This window comes from Paraliobacillus quinghaiensis (genome assembly GCF_003426025.1).
GTDB classification, from domain to species: Bacteria; Bacillota; Bacilli; order Bacillales; family Amphibacillaceae; genus Paraliobacillus_A; species Paraliobacillus_A quinghaiensis.
Genome location: NZ_QJSH01000018.1, coordinates 1 through 22,218, shown reverse-complemented (window position 1 = coordinate 22,218; position 22,218 = coordinate 1). Strand labels below are relative to the sequence as shown.

Sequence of the window (22,218 nt, the reverse complement as noted above, 5' to 3'; positions counted from 1 at the left end):
TTTTTTAGAATCTACCATTATGTAAGCGCTGTCTATTTGAAGATGTAACCTTGTACAAGATTTTAATTAAGAAAAGCATCATAAGGTTAGTAACCGTGCAGGTTACGGAATTCTAGTATTTTTTATCTATTTAATAAATATTAGGTTACTTTTTTTGTTTTTTATGCAATTTTTTATAATTCAAACATAGAATTAAAAATCAATTTATTTAGAACGAATAAAAACAGCTAAATTATTATTGATAAAAAGTTTGGAGGATCGTTACTTTAAATCCATCAAACTGAAAATAAACAGCAGAGAGGGGAAATTGGATGACGCGTAAAGAAATAGTGGCAATGCTTTTAGCAGGTGGGGAGGGAAAAAGGTTAAAAAGCCTAACAAAAAGTGTTGCCAAACCAGCAGTTCCTTTTGGGGGTAAATATCGTATTATTGACTTTACATTAAGTAATTGTACCAATTCAGACATTGATACAGTTGGTGTATTAACACAATATGAGCCACTACTCTTAAATGCGTATTTAGGTGTAGGAGCAGCGTGGGATTTGAATCGTAAAAATGGTGGGCTCCATATATTACCTCCATACGTACAACAGCAAGGTGGCCGCTGGTATAAAGGAACGGCTAATGCTATTTATGAAAATATTACATTTATTGAACGATATCAGCCAGAATATGTGCTTGTTATATCTGGTGATCATATTTATAACATGGATTATCAAGAAATGCTTGAAGAACATAAGCAAAATAATGCTGATGTAACAATTTCCGTTATAGAAGTACCTTGGGATGAAGCACACCGGTTCGGCATAATGAATACAGATGAAAATGATCAGATTCTTGAATTCGAGGAAAAACCCGATTATCCCCAAAATAACCTTGCATCCATGGGTGTCTATATTTTTAATTGGAAAAAACTTAAGAAATACTTAATTGAAGATGAAAAATCTGAGCTATCAGGTTCAGACTTTGGAAAAGATATTATTCCTGCCATGCTAAATGATGATTGTTCCCTTTTTGCATATCAATTTTCTGGTTATTGGAAAGATGTTGGGACAATTGATAGTTTGTGGGAGGCAAATTTAGATTTGTTAAACGACGATTGTTCATTGGACTTAAAAGATCAGAAAAGGCGTTTACGATCAGTAAACCTTAATTTGCCACCACAATTTATAGGAGATCATGCTATAGTGAAAGATTCGATGATTAATGAAGGATGTATCGTTCTGGGAGAAGTGGATCATTCTGTAGTGTTTTATGGTGTTGAGATTGGTGAAGGATCGTTAATTAAAGATGCAGTCATTATGCCGACAGCCAAAATCGGTAAAAACGTAAGGATTCAGCGAGCGGTCATAGGAGAAGGAGAAATTATACCAGATGGAATGATTATTGGGAGTGAAGATGGCCCAATTGAATTAGTGGATCAAGGCTCAAGTTATAAAAAGTCTGTCCAGTTATATGCGAATCAAGGGGGAGTAAATCGTCTATGAAAGATGTATTAGGGATCATCAATGTTACACAAGAAAACCCAAACTTGCAGGCTTTAGGATCGCACCGCTGTCAAGCATCTATTCCGTATGCAGGGCGGTATCGTATCATTGATTTTATTTTATCTAATATGGTTCAAGCAAATATAAGAAATATTGCAGTTTTTGCCCCTCCCAATTATCGTTCACTCCTTGATCACCTGGGTTCAGGGAAAGACTGGGATCTCGAGTATAAGCAAGATGGTTTATTTATTTTTCCTCAGAATGCATTAGCAAATAATAATCAAGGTGACATTTCTATATTGAATCAACACTTAGATTATTTAGAGAAAAGTAATCAAACATATGTCTTATTATCTTTTGGAAGTTTAATCATGAATATTGACTTTAAAGGCTTAATAAAACATCATATTCATTCAGGTTCAGATATTACAGTATTATATAAACAGAAAGAGAATGATGACCTTTCATTGTCGAATATTTTGCTGGATGATTTTCAGAACATATCAAGCTTTAAAGCATCAGGTAGTCCGCATGGATCTTTAGATATATTTGTACTGAGAAAAGATTTATTAATTCAATTAATAAAAAAACATGCACACCAATCTGTTAATTTGTTAGAGATATTAATGGAGAGTGCTGATAAATATAGTATGAACGCGTTCAAGTTTGATGGTTATGTACAAAAGATTGATAGTGTAGCTTCGTATTATCAGTCCAATATGCAATTATTAGAATCCTGTTTTTTAGCGCACGCACTGTTTAGTCCAAATGAGATTTACTCTAAATTAAAGGATGAACCACCAACAAAGTATGGTGAAACATCAAAGGTGAAAAATGTTATTATTGCAAACGGATGTGTGATTGAAGGTGAAGTGGAAAATAGTATCTTGTTTCGAGGGACACGAGTAGAAAAAGGTGCTGTAATAAAAAATAGTATTGTTTTTCCAAAGTCAGTTATTGGTGAATATGCGCAGTTGGATGGTGTAATTGTTGATAAAGAATTAGCAATTCTCCCATTTGAACGCCTAAGTGGAACGATGACAAGTCCTAAGGTAGTCACAAAACATAAAATAATTGGAAGAGAAATAGGGTAAAGACGCTGATAAAGAAAGAAATAGGCTCTTTTCGTAAAAGATTGTTGCTTTTAAATATTCAGACTTGATATAAAAACCGCATTAGCTGGAGTTACTAACCCGCTACGTCAGCAAAGGCTTTCCCTTTCCACGGGCACGGCCTCAACTAATTTTTAGAAGAAAATGCACTTCTAAAAATGGATTTTCGGCTCGTGCTGTTCCCGTAGGAGTGTCAAGCCTTTGCTTCCTTCGCTAGTTAGAGGTTCTGATCATAATTAAGGCTGTAATTAATAAGCTTTTCTGCCGCATCAAATGGTCTGTAATACATTATCAACAACTTTTTAAACTATCTAGCGTATCAAATAAAATTGGTAACACTCCTCGGAAATATAGATCGATTTCCTTCGTGCGATGTGAGTTCATTGAAGCATTCCTTGTCCTGCAGGAACAGCGCGAGCTGAAGATCCACTCGGAAAGCGAACTTTGGGCCTGCGGTTACTCGGCCCACCGAAAAGATTTGCTTATCCGAGTTAGCTGAAGCCGTGGGGCTGCGATTACTCGCCCCATCATAAAGCCCTGCCTGCGGAAAGGGAACCAATTTTATTTGAGGAGCGGTAACTTACGTTACTAATTGATGACGTAGCGAGTTAGCAGTTTAATGCACAGTTTATTTAAATTGTGTCTTAACCAACAATCTTTTAGAAAAAATTTCAAAAATAAAAATTGTATCGTCAATTGGGCGATACAATTTTTTTAAAAGTATAAAAAGACTAATTCACTGGCAAAACATACAATAATACGCAGAAAAAGTGTACGATCGTTCCTGCAAGTACAAATAGATGCCAAAGCGCATGGTGAAATTTAAAGCCACGCCATACATAAAAAATAGCACCAAGTGTATACAATAAACCACCTATTACCAATAATACAATTCCATTAGGATCTAATTTTTCCGTTAGTGGTCCCCATGTAAATACAATCATCCAACCCATTACTACATAGAGCATTGTCGATATAAATAAGAATTTTTTAACAAAAAAGATTTTAAATATAGTTCCACCAATTGCAAGTCCCCATACAATACCGAATAATGTCCAACCTTGTACACCTTGAACAACGACAAACAGAAAAGGTGTGTAGCTACCAGCAATAAAAAAATAGATAGAGGAATGATCTAATATCTCAAAAACATCTTTTGCTTTTCCATCAGGAAGGCTATGAAGTAAGGTGGATGAGGTATAAAGTAACACCATTGTTACACCGAATAATGTAAAACTTATAATGTGCCAAGCATTTCCTTCTAATGAAGCAAAAACAATTAATAATACAAGCGCGGCAATACTTAAAATTACACCAATTCCATGTGTTACGGAATTTGCAATTTCTTCACCTTTTGAAAATTTATGTGTTTCGGCCATGGCTAAGGTCTCCTTCTTCATATAATCTATTACTTATTATGGAACTTTTTTTTCTAGAAAACAAGATACATTTGTCATACTCAACGATATCAGGTATTGCTATGTAAATGAAGACAAATTGTCAATGCCAATTGGTTGCATCGGATAAAAGTAAAGCATATCATGATTGGTACAGTATCAACTGGGTATACTTTATAAGGGTATCAAAAACAGCTTGATTAAAAAAAATAAAATAAACAGCATAGTTTGACTCTAGTATAATTAAATTGAGGTGGTTATGATGGAAAAAGTAGTGATTTTAGGAACAGGGCCAGCTGGTTTAACAGCGGCTATATATTTAGCGAGAGCAAACATGAAACCTGTCGTCATCGAGGGTACGGAACCAGGTGGACAATTAAGCTTAACAACAGAAGTAGAGAATTTTCCGGGCTTTATTGATGGTGTGATGGGGCCTGAATTAATTGAAAATATGAAAAAACAAGCAGAAAAATTTGGTGCTGAGTTTCGAAACGGTTGGGTAACAGGAGTAGATTTCTCCGAGAAACCTTATACACTAAAAGTAAGCGGAATGGACGACATGAAGACAGAAGCATTAATTATTTCAACCGGTGCAACAGCTAAAATGCTCAATATTCCAGGTGAAAAAGAGAATATTGGTAAAGGTGTTAGTACTTGTGCAACTTGTGATGGCTTTTTCTTTCGAGATAAAAAGGTAGTGATTATTGGAGGTGGAGACTCTGCAATGGAAGAGGCAGGGTTTTTAAGTAAGTTTGCTAGCGAAGTAGAAATTGTTCACCGTAGATATGAGTTACGTGCATCCAAAATTATGCAAGAGCGAGCACAGGAAAATGAAAAGATTAGTTGGAGTTTAAATAAAACACCAGTTAAGGTTGTTAGTGAGAACAACAAAGTAACAGGCTTGGTCGTTAAAAATAATGAAACAGGTGAAGAAGAGGCAATTCAAACGGATGGTATATTTATAGCAATTGGTCATCATCCAAACACAGAATTTTTAGCTGATCAAATTCAAACAGATGAGACCGGCTATATTGAAGTTGTACCTGGAACAACAGAAACGAATATTCCTGGTGTTTATGCTTGTGGGGATGTGCAAGACAAGAAGTACCGACAAGCAATAACTGCTGCAGGAACTGGCTGTATGGCTGCATTAGATGTAGAGAAGTATTTAGAGGGAAATGTAGTGCAAGATTGGAGTCAAAATCTATAAGATTGAAAAGTCCTGCCCTAAAGGGTCGGGCTTTTTTTAAAATACGCTTTTTCTAAAAGGTTGTGGTTACGACAAAAGTTTTATAAACTTCTCATTAAACACTACCCGCTCCTCAATCAAGAGGATTGTGATAATATTTAGTCCAATGGGGAGGATGCGATTAAAAAAATCAATTTTTCAATTAAAAATTCCAGTAATTCGATTAATAAAAGCGCTAATTCGATCAAACAGCGCTACTTAGGATTTCATCTTTGTAAGGATGATGGTAAAGTAAAAGTAGTGCATGTCCAATAAGAAGAATATACCAAAACGGAATTAAATATGAAAAATAGTGGAGGTAGTAATATGTATTACGGTGGAATTGAAGCTGGTGGAACGAAATTTGTTTGTGCTGTTAGTGACAAAGACTTTAAAATTATTGAAAGAGTTAGTATTCCTACAACTGCACCAGAAGAAACATTGCAGCATATTTTTGAATTCTTTGATAATTATCAGTTGGATTCAATTGGTATAGGTTCATTTGGACCAATTGATGTAAATCGTAAATCTGCTACATATGGCTATGTCACTTCAACACCAAAAAAAGGATGGAATAATTATGATTTTGTCGGTGCAATAAAAGGGAGGTATGACATACCTGTTGCTTGGACAACAGATGTAAATGCCGCTGCTTTTGGTGAGTACCGAAAAGGAAGTGCACAAAATTCAAAATCGTGTCTGTATTTAACGGTTGGTACTGGTATAGGTGGCGGTGCCGTCGTAAACGGAGAAATAATAGATGGGTTTGGACACCCTGAAATGGGACATATTTTGGTGAGGAATCACCCGGAAGATGATTTTGAAGGGGTTTGTCCTTATCATGGAAATTGTCTAGAGGGTATTGCGGCAGGTCCTGCAATTGAAAAAAGACTTAACATAAAAGGTCAAGATCTTGAAAAGTCCGATCACTATTGGGAAATCGAAGCATATTACTTAGCACAAGCATTAGTGAACTATACGATGATCCTGCGACCTGAAGTACTTATATTAGGTGGAGGGGTTATGAAACAAGAACAGCTTTTTCCATTGATTCGAACAGAATTTAAAAAGGTAATGAATGAATACGTAACTACACCAGATTTAGATACTTATATTGTAGCACCTGGATTAGGAGATAATGCTGGTATTACAGGTAGTCTACTATTAGCAGCAGAAAAAGCGATTTAAGTGAAAATCTAACTCAAAAATAAAGCCTAAAATAAAAGCCCCAATAGAATCAGTGTATCGGGGCTCTCATTTTTGTTACTTTATTTTAATTGCGATTTTTCCTTTAGCATGGTGTGTTTCACTTAATGCATGGGCTTCTTTTATTTGTTCCTCTGAAAAATCAAATACGTGACCAACTTGTGGTTTGAGAATATCTTTTTCGAGTAATTCTCCCATTTCATTAAGTTCTTTACCATTAGGTGTGACCCAGAATCCTGATGCTGTTACTTGATATTTTTCGGCTAAGGCCTCATCAGGACTTCCTAATATTGTTACAAGTCTTCCGCCTGGTTTTAATATTTTAAAGCTTCTATTTAGAATTTCTCCACCCATCGTATCCAAAACGACATCAAAGTTACTTAATTCTTCTTCAAAATTTTGTGTTTGATAGTTAATGAATTGATCAGCACCTAATTCTTTTACATAGGCTTCATTCTTGCCACTGGCAGTTGTAGCCACGAATGCACCTAAATGCTTTGCAATTTGTATCGCTAGACTGCCTACACCACCAGATCCAGCTTGAATCAATACTTTTTCTCCACTTTTAACTTTTAATACGTCAACAAGGCACTGCCAAGCAGTTAAACCAGCTAGTGGGATTGAGGCTGCTTCTTCAAATGATATATTATGTGGTTTATTTGCTAAGAACTCTTCGTCCACTGCCGTAAATTCCGCATATGTTCCTTGGTTTGTTGTGTCTGGACGTGCAAACACTTCGTCACCAACTTTGAAGCCTTTAACCTGACTTCCGACCTCAACAATTGTTCCTGCAACATCCCAACCTAATATAATAGGAAAAGAAAAGTCGAGCATCTCTTTCAGGTAGCCAGCCCGTACATTCCAATCGATTGGATTAATAGAAGTAGCGTGAGCTTCAACTAAAACTTGGTTCTCTTTTATTACCGGTTTTTGAACTTCTTGTTCTTGTAAAACATCTTTATCTCCGTATTCATTAATAACGATTGCTTTCATTAGTAATCTCTCCTTTAATTATTCTTTCTTAAGTATGGCTCAGTTTAGTAAACCTTATCGGATAATGCAAAAAATTTGTTTGTGAGCTAATCACACTTGAGAATAGAATAACCAACAAATGATAGAAGATTCTCAATAGTAATACTTTTGTAATTTTCTTTAAAATAATAATCTAAAGAATTATAATAAAAATTCATGTGAAAATGCAATTTTATATTATGAAGAAACTTTTAAAAGGAGATACTATGATGGTTAAAAAAAGAAAGGGTTTATTTCAGAAAAGCTTGGATTTTATTGAAACAACCGGTAATAAGTTACCTCATCCAATTACATTGTTTGCTATTTTAGCATTGCTTGTATTAGTGGCGTCTGCAGTTATATCAGCAACTGGTGTATCTGTTGAACATCCTGGTAATCCAGGTGAAATGATAACTGTTACTAATCTATTAAATGGTGATGGAATTGTTTATATTTTTACCACGATGGTTGATAATTTCATTAACTTTGCACCGCTAGGTATGGTATTAGCTACAATGCTTGGTATTGGTTTGGCAGAACGTTCAGGACTTATTGGCGCAGCACTTCGAGGGTTTGTTTTAGTAATACCAAAAAGTCTAATTACAGCAGGTTTAGTTTTTGCAGGTATCATGTCTAGTGTAGCGACAGATGCTGGGTATGTTGTATTACCTCCACTAGGTGCTGTTATTTTTGTTGCACTTGGTCGCCATCCATTAGCAGGTTTGTCAGCCGCTTTTGCGGGTGTATCTGCAGGATTTAGTGCAAATTTAATTCTATCTGCACTTGAACCATTATTAGGTAATATGACAATTGAGGCGGCAGCTATTATTGATCCTGCTTATGCAGCAAACATGAATATTGCAATGAATTATTATTTCATTATAGCTTCTGTTTTTCTATTAACAATTGTCGGTGCATTTGTTACAGAGAAAGTGGTAGAACCACGATTAGGTACCTATACAGGGGACTATAAAGAAGATCTAAACAAACTAAGTACAATCGAAAAAAAAGGTTTAAAATATGCGGGCTTATCTTTATTAATCGGAGTAGTTGGTATTCTATTTTTAATTTTTCCGGAAACAGCACCACTTAGAGCTGGACATGATTTAATAGAATCACCTTTCATGGATGCGCTTGTGCCAATTATTATCCTATTCTTCTTTATCCCGGGACTTGTGTATGGAAAAGTGACAAAAAGTATTAAAAATGATAAAGATGTAGCAAGCCAACTTTCAGATACAATGGCTTCAATGGGTATGTTTATCGTCCTTTCCTTTACAGCAGGTCAATTTGTTGCCTATTTTAATGAATCAAACATAGGGATGCTAATCGGTGTATATGGTGCTGAGTTCTTACAAAGTATTAATTTGGGTGGAATTCCATTAATTATTCTATTTATAATTATTGCTGGTATCATTAACTTATTTATTGGTAGTGCTTCAGCAAAATGGGCGATGATGGCACCGGTGTTTATTCCAATTATGATGCAATATGGCTATTCACCAGAATTAACACAAATGGCTTACCGAATTGCTGATTCGTCAACAAACATTATTTCTCCATTAATGACTTATTTTGCAATGATTATTGCATTTGCTAAAAAGTATGATAACAGAATGGGGATTGGTACGTTAATTTCTACCATGTTCCCCTATTCAATCTTTTTCTTCATAGCATGGACAATTATGCTAATTGTTTGGATCGTATTTGGGTTTGATCTTGGCCCAGGTTCACCAATCCATTATTCTTATTAAGAAGATTAAACCACTTGTAAACGTAAAATGTTTACAAGTGGTTTTTTTATAAATTATTTAAATATATATAATTATATGGAATCTTTTAAGGGAGGCTGTTTTTTGTCCAAACAAACTGTCACTATAGTAACAATGTTGTTATTGGTCTTTATTGGAACTATTACTATTTTAAGTATCAGCCTGAACATTGGTGAACTGTGTGTAAAAGAGTCAGGTACGGAAATAAAATTGTCGTTCGATAAAAAGACAAAGAGCATTTTTTTGAAAACAAAACCTTCATTAAATCTGAAGTCAAATCAATTGATGTTAAGGGAGGAAGTCGAACAAGTAGATAGTAAGACAAATTATAAAGTAGGAAATAGAGAATTAGAAACTCTTGAATACGAGGTTGATACATATATTAATAAATATGTAAATGTATCATCACTTAATGTGAGAAAGGGACCAAGTGTTGATTATGAGGTAACTGGTATAGTTGTACAAAATCAGAAGGTTGAAGCAGAAAAAGGAAATGGTCAAAATGGTTGGTTACAAGTGAAAACAGGAGACTTTATCGGATTCGTAAATGGTAAATATTTAGATGCTAAACGGGCAAAAACCTTAGAAAATAAAGAACAAAAAGTAGCAGTAATAAAAAATAAACAGAAAGAAGGAAGTGACATAGAGGAACTAACAGAAGAAAAAGCATCTAATGACAATAATTCAGAAGTCAAAAATGAAACAAAATTCGAGAAACCGAAAGAAGAAAAAAAGCCACAAAGTGATGCAGATAAGTTACAAACAGTGGATAGTAATAATCAACTGATTTTGGTAACAGCAAATGGTTTTAATACAAGCAGTGCAAAGATACAAACATTTGAACGAAATAGTGATGGTGAATGGGATCAAGTACTTTCTGTTTCAGGGCACATTGGTAAAAATGGGTTTTCGAATAATAAAGTAGAAGGCGATGGAAAAAGCCCAACTGGAAAATATTCAATTGGAACAGCATTTGGTCGTACTGGAAATCCAGGAACAAAGTTATCTTTTCGCCAAATAACTGCTGATGATGTTTGGGTAGATGATCCTAATTCAAGTCTTTATAATACATGGCAATCACGAAAAGCAACAGAGGGACAATGGGATAGTGCAGAAAATATGGACATAAACGCATACACGTATGGTTTTGTGATTAATTATAATTCTAGTCGTGTACCTGGTTCTGGTAGTGCAATCTTTTTTCATATTTCAAGTGGGCATACATTAGGGTGTACTGGCGTTTCGAAGGGTAATGTAGTTTCTATTCTGAAGTGGCTAGACCCTTCGAAAAACCCAGTGATTGTACAAACACCGGTTAGTCAATTAGGGCAATATTAAATTTAAAAATATAAAATGGCTCTTTTCGTAAAAGATGTTGCATTATTTTTTACTATGTATTAAACTTACAACAAGTTAAATTATTCAGAAAATTACATATTTATATTCTTATCAAGAGAGACGGAGGGGTTGGCCCTGTGAAGTCTCAGCAACCAGTCTAATTCATTAGGCCCGGTGCTAATTCCAAATAGACTATTTTTAGTCTAGAAGATAAGGAGACTGACTTTTAAATTTTAAAAGGCCTTCTTCTTAGAAGGTCTTTTTTTCGTACATAGGAAGGAGGTAGGGCTGTTATGGAAGGAAATAAATTACAGACAAAATTAGTACAATTAGGAAATCGTAGTGATTCTGTAACTGGAGCGGTTAACCCGCCAATTTATTTATCAACTGCTTATCAACATGAAGGATTAGGGAAATCAACTGGATATGATTATACACGAACTAAAAATCCAACACGAGCTATTTTGGAAGAAGGAATTGCTAACTTAGAGTCAAGTGATGCTGGTTTTGCTTGTAGCTCTGGCATGGCTGCTATCCAGCTTGTCCTTTCATTATTTGAAACGGGAGATGAGTTAATTGTTCCAGAAGATGTTTACGGAGGAACTTATCGTCTGTTGAGGCATTATCAAGATGCATACAAGATTAATACGATTTATTCGCCTTTTTTAAAAGTAGAACAAGTGGAAAGATGTATTACGCCGCATACGAAAGCACTATTTATTGAAACACCAACAAATCCATTGATGCAAGAAATTGATATTGCTCTCTATGCGGCTTTAGCAAAAAGATATAACCTGCTATTGATTGTTGATAATACATTCTTAACGCCAGTGCTACAGCGACCAATTGAACTTGGCGCTGACATTGTAATTCATAGTGCAACCAAATATATTGGTGGTCACAATGATGTGCTTGCAGGGCTTATTGTGGCCAAAGGAGGAGATCTTTGTGAGAGGATAGCGACACTTCATAATGGCGGTGGTGCTGTATTGTCACCAATGGATTCGTGGTTGTTAATTAGAGGTATGAAGACGTTGGGTTTACGAGTGAAACAACACCAGGAAAATGCTAGAGAAATTGCAGAATTTCTTGCAAAAGATCCTCGAATTGCGGATGTATTGTATGCTGGAAAAGGTGGAATGCTCTCTTTTCGTCTTCGGAAAAGTACCTGGATTGAACCATTTTTGGGGAATCTGCAGCTGATTACTTTTGCAGAAAGCCTTGGTGGGGTTGAAAGCTTTATTACGTATCCAGCAACCCAAACACATGCTGATATTCCAGAGCAAGAACGTGTGAAAAGAGGAATTGATGATCGTCTATTACGTTTTTCGGTAGGAGTCGAAGATGTAGAAGATTTAATCAATGATTTGAATCATAGCTTAGGTGAACTAAGTTAAATAACAATGTGGTTTTACAGAATTTTAATAACAGAAATGGATTGCGAACGCAATAGCATTTTAGAATCCAATTACTTTAGCTGTGGGAGTGTCAACTCTACACATCATGGGAATAAATCAATAGAAGAAGATCAAAAACTACGAGAGCGGTCATTTCTACCGTTCTTTTTTTGTTAAAAAGTTGATAATAATATGTAATGATGTGTATTATAAAGGGTATAAGGTATAATAATCTACATATTTATAATTAGGAGTTGTTTGTATTGGTAATTGCAATCTTTATTTTAGTATTATTAATTCTAATAAATGCGTTCTTTGCAGCATCTGAAATAGCGCTTGTTTCTTTAAACGATAATAAAGTAAAAAGATTGGCCGAGCGCGGGGATAAGAAAGCAATTTTGCTCGATAAGTTATTAGCTGAACCAGGCCGATTTTTGGCTACTATTCAAATTGGGATAACACTCGCTGGATTTTTAGCAAGTGCATTTGCAGCAGATTCGTTTGCTACACCACTTGCTGAATCACTATATGACTTAGGTGTACCCATTTCACTTGGTTTACTTAATACAATAGCAGTTATTGTTATTACGCTTTTGTTGTCCTATTTTACATTGGTAATTGGAGAGTTAGTTCCAAAACAACTGGCTTTACAAAAACCGGAGGCAGTTTCGAATCTAGCTGTAAAGCCATTAACTATTCTATTCAAAATTAGTATTCCAATTGTTAAACTTTTAAATTTTTCTACTAACACACTTGTTCGTTTATTTGGTGTTGACCCTAATGCAGCGAATGATGAAGCAACAGAAGAAGAAATTCGCATGATGGTTGATATAGGTGGAGAAAGAGGAAATATACATTCAGACGAAAAAGTAATGATTAACAATATTTTTGAGTTCAATGATAAAGAAGTATCTGATATTATGACACATCGAACTGAAATTACAGCTATTCCAATTGATACGTCATTAAAAGAGGTTGTTGAAATTGTTAATGAAAAAAGGTATACACGTTTTCCGGTTTATCAGGAGAATATCGATAATGTTATAGGAGTATTACATGCAAAAGATCTGATTCAGTTTGTCGATGGTGATAAGGATTCTTTTCAGTTAAAAAATATTATTCGTAGTCCTTATTTTGTTATGGAAACACAACGAATTGATGCCATTTTTAGAGACATGCAATTACATAATGTTCATTCAGCTATCATTGTGGATGAATATGGTGGTACAGATGGTTTAATTACGATTGAAGATATTGTGGAGGAGATTGTCGGTGATATTTCTAGTGAAAATGGGGAGTCAGACCATGAGAATGAAGAGATAACCAGAATATCTGCACATGAATATTTAATAGAAGGAAATACACATTTATATGATATTGAGTACGAATTAAGTTTAGATTTGCCTGTGGATGAGTATGAAACACTAAATGGGTTTTTAGTGGGGGAAATTGGTTCTATTCCTAACACAACTGAAGCGGCCGTTGTTTCTTATAAAAATGCTGTTTATACAGTAAAGAAAGCTTCAGAAAAGAGAATTGAACAAGTACATGTTAAAATAGAAAAGTAAGCTATTAGTATTGGAAGAGTAGCTCCGTGGTCATCCTATTCGATGAATGCGGAGTTTTTCTTTTTTAGGAATCCAAGTGTTAAATAAATCATATGCTAATTGTCTTTTTTTTAGTATAATGATAAAAGTGTTGTTTTTAGAGGATGTTTAAAAGTAACCAAACGATAAGCGGTGCATCTCTTTTTGAACACGCACATTATATAGAGATAAATACAATCATTCTAAATGGTTAAGGGGATAGTGGCTATGTATAAAATTGAAACATATGAAGAACAATCGTTTACAATGTATCAATTAAGTAATGAAGACGAGTCATCTTGGATTACGGTTTGCCCTGAGCGTGGTGGTATTATAATAGGTTATGGTGTTGATGGAGCGGAGCAACTGTATCTAAATAAAGAGACCTTATATGATAGAAAACAAAATATCAGAGGTGGTATTCCAATTCTATTTCCGATTTCTGGTCAGCTTGAATCTGGTAAATATGATTGGGAAGGCACAACATATAAGATGCCCAATCATGGACTAGCTCGAATTCATCCTTGGGAAGTCATTGGTACAACAAGTGATGAAGACCAAGCATCTATTTCTGTCTTATTTGAAAGTAGCATAGGAACTAAAGATGTATTTCCATTTGATTTTGAAGTGATTTTCACTTATACCTTAAGGCAAAATCAGCTTTTTATTCACCAGTCTTATCGTAATTTAGGCGAAAAGGACATGCCTATTTATCCAGGACTACACCCTTATTTTAAAACAAAATCTAAGTTGCTATCATTAAAAACAGATACAGCAACTTATTATGATTATAACGATGATAGTATAAAAGAGTTTACTGGTAAAATTGATATAGAGGGCTTAAAGGAAGCCGTTGTATTAGAAAATAAACACCAGGAATTAGAAGCTAAAATCGAAGAAAAAGATTTACATATAGAAACTGCAACTGATTTTCGATACACAGTACTTTGGGCAGAGCAAGACAAGGAATTCGTTTGCATCGAACCATGGACAGCCAAAACAGGAGAACTGAATCGAAAAGAAGAGTTAATTATGGTGGAACCAACAAAATCACTAGATACTTGGGTTTCATTTCAAGTATTGTAATAGAACAAGTGAGTAGTCCTTAATAGGTCTACTCTTTTTTGTGTGGATGAATATATATCTAGTCTGAAATAGTATGCTGAACAGCAGAAGTAAAAATGGATTTGCCTTTGATTTTTAAAGGCAAATCCATTTTTACGCAAATATATCGGTCGTCAAGCAAATATATCGGTCGTCAAGCAAATATATCGGTCGTCAAGCAAATATATCGGTCGTCAAGCAAATATATCGGTCGTCAAGCAAATATATCGGTCGTCAAGCAAATATATCGGTCGTCAAGCAAATATATCGGTCGTCAAGCAAATATATCGGTCGTCAAGCAAATATATCGGTCGTCAAGCAAATATATCGGTCGTCAAGCAAAACTTTAATATATAGAATTTTTGTGCTAACCTAAATTATAAAACTCGAAGTTGATAGTATGTCAAAAGAAAAAAGAAAAAAGACAAATACTCCTTGCCATAAACGTATGAAAAGATCGTAACGATTAGAGGCTGCTAACATTGGATTCCGAAATATGAAGGAAAGAATATACTGAAAAGTTATCGTAAACATTTCGCAGTTGATAAAATATGTGCAGCAACTGAGTTAAAAATGCTGTGTCAATCTATATCGCAGGAATATATTGATCAATTAAAGGACGAAGATAAGAAAAGACAACGTGGCATGGAAAAGAAATGAGCTAAACAATAAAAAGAGCAATTAAACGCAATTTTTTTCATAATGTTACTTCCTCTTGCCATGCTATACTATAATGAAGAAACATTATCCAAGAATGGAGCTAACTAATGCATACACACTTTAAAGACTACAACCTCAGCAATGAAATTCTTCGTGCACTTAATGATTTACATTACAGTGAACCAACCGAAGTACAACAAAAAGTCATTCCAAATGCTTTACAAAATAGAGACCTTGTAGTGAAGTCGCAGACAGGTAGTGGGAAGACAGCTGCTTTTGCAATACCTCTCTGTGAAAAAGTTGAATGGCTTGAAAATAAACCACAAGCACTTATACTCACACCAACCCGAGAACTGGCGCAACAGATAAAAGAAGATATTACAAATATCGGCCGTTTCAAGCGCATTAAAGCAACAGCAATTTATGGGAAACAACCATTTAATAAGCAAAAATTAGAATTGAAACAAAAATCACATATAGTTGTAGGCACACCTGGACGTGTAATGGATCATATCTCTAAAGGAACACTGATAGTTGACGAGATTACGTATTTAGTCGTTGATGAAGCAGATGAAATGCTCAATATGGGTTTTATAGATCAAGTAGAAGAAATTATTGAGACACTTCCGAAAAAACGGGTGACAAGTGTTTATTCAGCAACATTGCCAAAGGATGTTGAAAATCTTTGTCATCAATATATGAGTGAGCCAACACATATTGAGATAAAAGCTAAAGACAATGTATCAGATAGGATTGAGCAATATCTAATAGAAGTTTCAAAACAAGAAAAATTTGCAGTTTTACAAGACATTACAATCACTGAAAATCCAGATAGTTGTCTTATTTTTTGTCGTACCCAAGAACAGGTTGACTATGTAACCAAACAATTAAAAAAATTGAATTATCCATGCGATAAAATTCATGGAGGACTAGATCAGGATGACCGCTTTTCTGTTATGAAAGCTTTTAAAAGAGGTGAATTTCGTTATTTAGTTGCAACAGATGTCGCAGCGAGAGGAATAGATGTTGAAAATGTTTCACTAGTATTGAACTATGATATCCCCATGGAAAAGGAAAGCTATGTGCACCGAATTGGACGTACAGGACGAGCAGGTAAAAAAGGAAAAGCAATTACACTGATAACGCCTTATGAGGAGAAGTTTTTAAGTGATATTGAGGAATATATTGATTTTACACTTAAAAAAATTAATCCACCAATAAAAACAGAAGTAGATAAGATGAGAACTGCTTTTAAACAAAAAATAGAAGCGGAACCTGACTTAAAAATCGATAAGAGCGCACAATTAAATCAATCTATTATGAAACTCTATTTTAATGGTGGAAAGAAAAAGAAAATACGTGCAGTTGATTTTGTTGGGACAATATCTAGAATCGATGGTGTGGAATCTGAAGATATCGGGATCATAACAATAGAACAGAACCTATCCTATGTTGAAATTTTAAATGGAAAAGGTCCACTTGTATTAAAAGAGATGAAGCACACAACAGTAAAGGGCAAGCAATTAAAAGTACATGAAGCAAAAAAATAGTAGAAATCCTTTTCTGGGGAATGCTGCTACTAATTGGTGAGCAAATTCTTATGTTATCTGATATGATAGGGGATGCTGTGCTAAAAAGTATATATGATATATGAAGGGGAAAAATTAATTGAAACAACAATCAATTCCATTTACAATTTCGAAACAAGAAAACTTCTTTGACCGTTTAGGTGATTATATTGGCGATGTATTTTACGACATTTTACCAGAGCAAGGCTATGAATTAAGAGATGAACAAATTTATATGGCTTATCAAATCGAGAAAGCATTTAAAAATAAAAGCACTGTTTTTGCTGAAGCAGGTGTAGGGACTGGTAAGACATTCGTCTATTTAATATATGCAATTTGTTATGCGCGTTATATGAGGAAACCTGCCATTATTTCATGTGCAGATGAAACATTAATTGAACAGTTAGTTAAGAAAGATGGAGATATTGAAAAACTAGAAAAAGCTTTAGGTTTGAAGGTTGATGTTCGTTTAGCTAAAGCCCGTGAACAATATGTATGTATGAAGAAGTTAGACCCTTTGGCAAACCAAACAGATGATGAAGATATCTTAAAAGTTCATGAGCAAATCCCTGATTTCGTTTTTGACCAAGGAACTTCTATGCAGTCATTTGAGCGGTATGGTGATCGTAAAGAATATCCGTGGGTGTCTAATGAAAAATGGAAGCAGATTGGCTGGGATCCATTACAGCAATGTTCTACATGTGATTGGCGACATCGTAGTGCACAAACGTTAAATCGTGACTATTACCGACATGCACAGGACTTAATAATCTGTTCACATGATTTTTACATGGAACATATTTGGACAAAAGAATCGCGAAAACGAGAAGGACAGATGCCGTTATTACCACAAGCAAGCAGTGTGGTTTTTGATGAAGGTCATTTATTGGAATTTGCTGCACAAAAAGGATTAACATATCGTTTTAACTCTGAGACGTTACATTCCATTTTGACAGGGTACATGAGTCAAGATGTTCGTGAAGAATCCCTATATTTAGTTGAAGACATATTAACACTACATGAAGAATGGTTTACTTATTTAAGCAAAAATGCTCAAGCTGTTACAGGTTCTGATCGTAGAGAAGTTCCACGATCAACAGAAATGCTGACTTTAGCTAGACAATTAGAACAAAAAGTAGGGAAGTTGTTAGAACAACTTGTGTTTGATTCAGAGTTATTCACTATTGATCCTTATCACATTAAAATTATTGAAGAATATCTGGAGTTTTACTCCTATGGTTTATCTATCTTGTTGAAAGATGACCATGGTATATTTTGGTTAGAAGAAACTGAATCAGATGTATCCTTTGTTATTATGCCACGACTAGTAGAAGATATCTTAGCAGAAGAAGTATTTTCTCAGAAAATCCCATTTGTTTTTTCATCAGCTACTTTATCGCAAGCAGGAGACTTTTCTTATTTTGCAAAAAGCCTAGGAATTTCATCATTTGATTCGTTTGCAGTTGAATCACCATTTGATTACGATACACAAATGAAGATTCACGGACAATTTGTTTCAAAAGATCAGATTGATGAAAAGTGGATAAAAATAGGTGAGGCATTAAATGAAAATCAAGGTAAATCATTGGTGCTATTTGCATCTGCATTAGAAATGAATGAATTTCGCGATTGGGCAGATAAGCAGGATTGGGATTTTTCGATTATTTATGAAGGGGACCGTGAAATAAGTGAATCGGTTCAATCCTTTCAGACGAATATTAATTCAGTTCTTTGTTCCTATAACCTCTGGGAAGGTTTGGACGTTCCAGGAGAGGCGTTAAGTCAAGTGATTATAGCATCCTTACCATTTCCTCCTCAAGATCCTGTGTTTCAAGCTAAACGTAATCATGCTTCCAATGCTTTAAAAGAAGTAGACCATCCGTACATGTTACTTAGACTAAGACAAGGAATTGGCCGATTAATAAGAGGAAAAGAAGATCAGGGAATCATCCAAATTTTTATGACAGAGGAAGAAAAGCAAGAAAACCTTGAAACAATAAAACAAGTATTACCAGTTAAGCTAGGTTGAAATTGACTTTGAAGAAAAATAGGTGAAGCCGTCACTGAATGGCTCACCCTTTTTTAATCTGATAAACTAATAAGTAAGAAAGCATAAAAGGAGGCCGTGCTAGATGGGTGAAAAAATAAAGTGGGGTGTGTTAGCAACAGGAGGTATTGCATCAACATTTGCAAAAGATTTAGTGCATGCTGATAATGGTCTGTTGTATGCAGTTGGATCAAGGAACTTGGCAAATGCTGAGCAATTTGCAAAAGAACACGGTGCAACTAAAGCATATGGGAGTTATCAAGAATTAGTCGAAGATAAAGAAGTTGATGTAATATATGTTGCAACACCGCATCCTTATCACAAGGAAAATGTACTTACTTGTTTGCGGGCAGGTAAAGGTGTATTGTGCGAAAAACCATTTACGGTAAATGCTCTGGAACTAGAAGAATTAATAGTGTTTGCCCGAAAGAAGAAGTTATTTCTAATGGAAGCAATGTGGTCACGCTTTTTGCCTTCAATACAAAAGGTAAGAGATTGGATTGAAACTGGAGAGATTGGAGAAGTTCAATTAATTAAAGCTGATTTTGGTTTTCGTGCACCATGGGATCCAGAATCGCGTCTATTAAATCCAAAGCTTGGTGGTGGAGCACTACTAGATGCTGGTATATACCCGGTCTCTTTTGCGGCGATGATTTTGGGTGCTAATCCAGAAAAAATTATGAGTACAGTTACAATCGGAGAAACTGGTGTAGATGAGCAATTTTCGTTGTTACTAGAATATCAAAATGGTAAGGTTGCTAGTTTAAATGGTGCAATTCGATTAAATTTAACAAATGAAGCTGTTATTCATGGCACAAAGGGATATATTCGAATACCATCATTTTTAAAATCAAGAGAGGCATTTTTACATGTCGAAAATAAAGATGTAAAAACATTTGTTGATGATCGTTCCTCGATTGGTTATAAATTTGAAGCTGAAGAAGTGGGACGTTTAATGCAAGAAGGCAATTTAGAGAGTAACATTATGCCACTAGATCAATCATTGGAAATTATGAAATTAATGGACAAAATTCGTGAACAATGGGGATTGCGTTACTCTTTTGAGTGACAATACTTTTAAAGAGGTTTTACCAATGTAAAGGGTAAAACCTTTTTTGTTGTGACAAATATGACGATTTTATGGCATCTTATTCTGATGGTTGTAAACCTGTACCCCTAATGGTATTATATATAAGTGATAAAGATGATTTATAGGTAATGATTTCTTTTAAAATGTGCACTATAAGATATAAACATATGAAGCAGAATATAAGGAGGACAATCAAATGAGTAAACGTATATTAATTGTTGGTGGTGTTGCGGGAGGTGCTTCTGTAGCTGCTCGTATCCGACGTTTAGATGAAGATGCTGAAATTGTAATGTTTGAAAGAGGTCCACACGTATCATTTTCAAACTGTGCTTTACCATATCACCTAAGTGGGGATATTGCAGATAGTAATCGCTTAGTATTAATGAACCCAGAAAAATTTGATGATCAATATAAAATTGAAGCTAGAACAAATAGTGAAGTTGTGAAAATTAATCGTGATAAAAATACGATTACTGTAAAGAACGTACAGTCAGGAGAAGAATATGAAGAAGCATATGATAAATTGGTCCTTTCACCAGGAGCAAATCCTATTGTGCCACCACTAGAAGGCGTAAATAGTGATCATGTGTTCACTGTTCGGAACGTTGTAGATATTGAAAAGCTAAATACGCACGTGCAAAAAGAGCATATTGAAGAAATTGCTGTTATTGGTGGCGGCTTTATTGGTATTGAAGTTGCAGAAAACCTTGCACACGCTGGTAAAAAAGTATCTTTAGTAGAAGCACAAGATCAAGTAATGGCACCATTTGACAATGATATGGTGCAAATTCTACACAAAGAAATGATGGATAAGGGGATTAACCTTGTTCTAAGTGATGGAATTGATAAAGTAGAAGAAAACGCAATTGTTTTACAATCTGGTAAAAAGGTTGGAGCGCAAGCTGTGGTAATGGCAATTGGGGTTCGTCCAGAAACAGCCTTAGCTAAAGATGCTGGGCTAGAAATTGGTGTTACCGGCGGTATTAAAGTGAACCATAACTACGCAACTAATGATAAAGATATTTATGCTGTTGGAGATGCAATCGAGGTGCACCACAAGATCACAGGTCAAAAAACGCGTCTTGCGTTAGCTGGACCTGCACAACGTCAAGCAAGAGCAGCAGCAGATCATATCTATGGTATACCACATCGTAACACAGGTGTAATTGGCTCATCTGCGATAAAAGTTTTTGACTTGAATGCAGCCTCAACTGGTATTAATGAAAAAACAGCAAAAGCCGCTAATATTGATTATGATTATGTCTATGTCATCCCAACAGACAAAGTTGGTATCATGCCTGGAAGCAATGTAATGCATTTTAAATTGTTATTTGAAGTTCCAACTGGCAAAATCCTTGGAGCCCAAGCTATTGGTAAAGGAAATGTTGATAAACGAATTGACGTAATTGCAACCATGATCATGATGAATGGTACTTTAGAGGACTTAAAAGAGTTAGAATTAGTTTATTCTCCTGTTTATGGAACAGCTAAAGATGTAGTGAATTTTGCAGGATTAGTTGGATTGAACATATTAAATGGACAGGTGAAACAAGTGAAGGTTTCAGATATACGGGATTTAGTAGAGAGCGATGCTTATATCATTGATGCACGTGAAAGAAAAGAATATGAAGCAGGTCATTTAGTTAATGCGAAAAACGTACCATTAAGTGAATTTAGAAATCGTCTAGAGGAAATTCCAACAGACCGTCCTGTTTATATCCACTGTCGTTCTGGACAAAGAAGTTATAATGTTGTTGCATCACTAAATAATATGGGATATGACAATGTTTATAATGTATCTGGATCATTCTTAGGTGTTTCTTTATATGAATACTTCACTGATCAAGTGAAAGAACGAAATCCAATCGTTACAAAATATAATTTCAAATAAGATAAAGAGGAAGTCGCAAACTTTGCGACTTCCTCTTTTTTAATAACGCTTTTTCCTAAATGAGTGTTGTTTATGACACAATTTATATAAACTCCGTCGTAACTACTCGTTATCCCGCTACGGAATCAAAGGCTTTCCCTTTCCACGGGCACGGCCTCAGCTAACTTGGTAAAGAAGACCACTTTACCAAGTGGATCGTGCGCCCGGCATGAGTTATAACTAGGTGGTGAAAGTCCACCACAGACTTGGCAGTAGGAACTGTTAGTGAAAGGCAAGGGTGTCTATCGTGAGATAGAATCTGAAGGAAGCCGGACACAAAATCCC

The 22,218-nt window shown here is 35.1% G+C and carries 15 protein-coding genes and 1 riboswitch; of the genes, 13 read left to right on the top strand and 2 right to left on the bottom strand.

The window, feature by feature from the left end:
* The first annotated feature begins 311 nt into the window (after positions 1 to 311).
* Both D2K40_RS11860 and glgD read left to right on the top strand, forming a co-directional pair.
* Positions 312 to 1,487, top strand: coding sequence for a glucose-1-phosphate adenylyltransferase (locus tag D2K40_RS11860; protein WP_117156213.1), 1,176 nt, complete (start codon positions 312 to 314; stop codon positions 1,485 to 1,487).
* Entirely contained in the window at positions 1,484 to 2,581 is a 1,098-nt protein-coding gene (gene glgD / locus D2K40_RS11855) for a glucose-1-phosphate adenylyltransferase subunit GlgD (RefSeq protein ID WP_117156211.1), read from the top strand. The genes D2K40_RS11860 and glgD overlap by 4 nt, the downstream gene beginning before the upstream one ends.
* 749 nt (positions 2,582 to 3,330) lie before the next feature.
* Here the strand turns inward: glgD and trhA are convergent.
* A complete protein-coding gene (gene trhA, locus D2K40_RS11850) occupies positions 3,331 to 3,978 on the bottom strand; it encodes a PAQR family membrane homeostasis protein TrhA (RefSeq protein WP_117156209.1) in 648 nt (215 codons plus the stop codon).
* A gap of 280 nt (positions 3,979 to 4,258) precedes the next feature.
* Here trhA and trxB point away from each other — a divergent pair, with 280 nt between their 5' ends.
* Entirely contained in the window at positions 4,259 to 5,206 is a 948-nt protein-coding gene (gene trxB, locus D2K40_RS11845) for a thioredoxin-disulfide reductase (RefSeq protein WP_117156207.1), read from the top strand.
* A gap of 345 nt (positions 5,207 to 5,551) precedes the next feature.
* Positions 5,552 to 6,412 (top strand): ROK family protein, encoded by an 861-nt coding sequence (locus D2K40_RS11840; protein ID WP_117156205.1) that lies wholly within the window; start codon positions 5,552 to 5,554, stop codon positions 6,410 to 6,412.
* A 75-nt stretch (positions 6,413 to 6,487) separates the two neighbouring features.
* On the opposite strand, the gene D2K40_RS11835 is transcribed toward D2K40_RS11840, so the two are convergent.
* Positions 6,488 to 7,423 (bottom strand): NADP-dependent oxidoreductase, encoded by a 936-nt coding sequence (locus tag D2K40_RS11835; RefSeq protein WP_117156203.1) that lies wholly within the window; start codon positions 7,421 to 7,423, stop codon positions 6,488 to 6,490.
* Positions 7,424 to 7,671: 248 nt separating this feature from the next.
* Here D2K40_RS11835 and D2K40_RS11830 point away from each other — a divergent pair, with 248 nt between their 5' ends.
* From D2K40_RS11830 to D2K40_RS11790, 9 genes are all read left to right on the top strand, one after another.
* A complete protein-coding gene (locus D2K40_RS11830; protein ID WP_117156201.1) occupies positions 7,672 to 9,195 on the top strand; it encodes an AbgT family transporter in 1,524 nt (507 codons plus the stop codon).
* A gap of 102 nt (positions 9,196 to 9,297) precedes the next feature.
* Positions 9,298 to 10,551 (top strand): SH3 domain-containing protein, encoded by a 1,254-nt coding sequence (locus tag D2K40_RS11825; protein ID WP_162879204.1) that lies wholly within the window; start codon positions 9,298 to 9,300, stop codon positions 10,549 to 10,551.
* 105 nt (positions 10,552 to 10,656) lie between these two features.
* Positions 10,657 to 10,768, top strand: a riboswitch (SAM riboswitch).
* A gap of 76 nt (positions 10,769 to 10,844) precedes the next feature.
* Positions 10,845 to 11,948, top strand: coding sequence for a methionine biosynthesis PLP-dependent protein (locus tag D2K40_RS11820; protein WP_117156197.1), 1,104 nt, complete (start codon positions 10,845 to 10,847; stop codon positions 11,946 to 11,948).
* A 263-nt stretch (positions 11,949 to 12,211) separates the two neighbouring features.
* Positions 12,212 to 13,516, top strand: a complete 1,305-nt coding sequence (locus D2K40_RS11815) for a hemolysin family protein (RefSeq protein WP_117156194.1) — start codon at positions 12,212 to 12,214, stop codon at positions 13,514 to 13,516.
* A 246-nt stretch (positions 13,517 to 13,762) separates the two neighbouring features.
* Positions 13,763 to 14,620 (top strand): aldose epimerase family protein, encoded by an 858-nt coding sequence (locus D2K40_RS11810; RefSeq protein WP_117156192.1) that lies wholly within the window; start codon positions 13,763 to 13,765, stop codon positions 14,618 to 14,620.
* A gap of 785 nt (positions 14,621 to 15,405) precedes the next feature.
* Entirely contained in the window at positions 15,406 to 16,848 is a 1,443-nt protein-coding gene (locus D2K40_RS11805; protein ID WP_117156190.1) for a DEAD/DEAH box helicase, read from the top strand.
* Positions 16,849 to 16,966: 118 nt separating this feature from the next.
* Positions 16,967 to 18,895, top strand: a complete 1,929-nt coding sequence (locus tag D2K40_RS11800; RefSeq protein ID WP_117156188.1) for an ATP-dependent DNA helicase — start codon at positions 16,967 to 16,969, stop codon at positions 18,893 to 18,895.
* 103 nt (positions 18,896 to 18,998) lie between these two features.
* Positions 18,999 to 19,982, top strand: coding sequence for a Gfo/Idh/MocA family protein (locus D2K40_RS11795; RefSeq protein ID WP_117156186.1), 984 nt, complete (start codon positions 18,999 to 19,001; stop codon positions 19,980 to 19,982).
* Between the two features lie 217 nt (positions 19,983 to 20,199).
* Positions 20,200 to 21,894, top strand: coding sequence for an FAD-dependent oxidoreductase (locus tag D2K40_RS11790; protein WP_117156184.1), 1,695 nt, complete (start codon positions 20,200 to 20,202; stop codon positions 21,892 to 21,894).
* Positions 21,895 to 22,218 lie beyond the last annotated feature (324 nt).

Excerpts from the sequence above, each read along its gene's own strand:
- D2K40_RS11860 (WP_117156213.1), top strand. The coding sequence starts at position 312 with ATGACGCGTAAAGAAATAGTGGCAATGCTTTTAGCAGGTGGGGAGGGA.
- glgD (WP_117156211.1), top strand. The coding sequence starts at position 1,484 with ATGAAAGATGTATTAGGGATCATCAATGTTACACAAGAAAACCCAAAC.
- D2K40_RS11840 (WP_117156205.1), top strand. The coding sequence starts at position 5,552 with ATGTATTACGGTGGAATTGAAGCTGGTGGAACGAAATTTGTTTGTGCT.
- D2K40_RS11835 (WP_117156203.1), bottom strand. The coding sequence starts at position 7,423 with ATGAAAGCAATCGTTATTAATGAATACGGAGATAAAGATGTTTTACAA.
- D2K40_RS11805 (WP_117156190.1), top strand. The coding sequence starts at position 15,406 with ATGCATACACACTTTAAAGACTACAACCTCAGCAATGAAATTCTTCGT.
- trxB (WP_117156207.1), top strand. The coding sequence starts at position 4,259 with ATGGAAAAAGTAGTGATTTTAGGAACAGGGCCAGCTGGTTTAACAGCG.
- D2K40_RS11795 (WP_117156186.1), top strand. The coding sequence starts at position 18,999 with ATGGGTGAAAAAATAAAGTGGGGTGTGTTAGCAACAGGAGGTATTGCA.
- trhA (WP_117156209.1), bottom strand. The coding sequence starts at position 3,978 with ATGGCCGAAACACATAAATTTTCAAAAGGTGAAGAAATTGCAAATTCC.
- D2K40_RS11820 (WP_117156197.1), top strand. The coding sequence starts at position 10,845 with ATGGAAGGAAATAAATTACAGACAAAATTAGTACAATTAGGAAATCGT.
- D2K40_RS11810 (WP_117156192.1), top strand. The coding sequence starts at position 13,763 with ATGTATAAAATTGAAACATATGAAGAACAATCGTTTACAATGTATCAA.
- D2K40_RS11790 (WP_117156184.1), top strand. The coding sequence starts at position 20,200 with ATGAGTAAACGTATATTAATTGTTGGTGGTGTTGCGGGAGGTGCTTCT.
- D2K40_RS11830 (WP_117156201.1), top strand. The coding sequence starts at position 7,672 with ATGGTTAAAAAAAGAAAGGGTTTATTTCAGAAAAGCTTGGATTTTATT.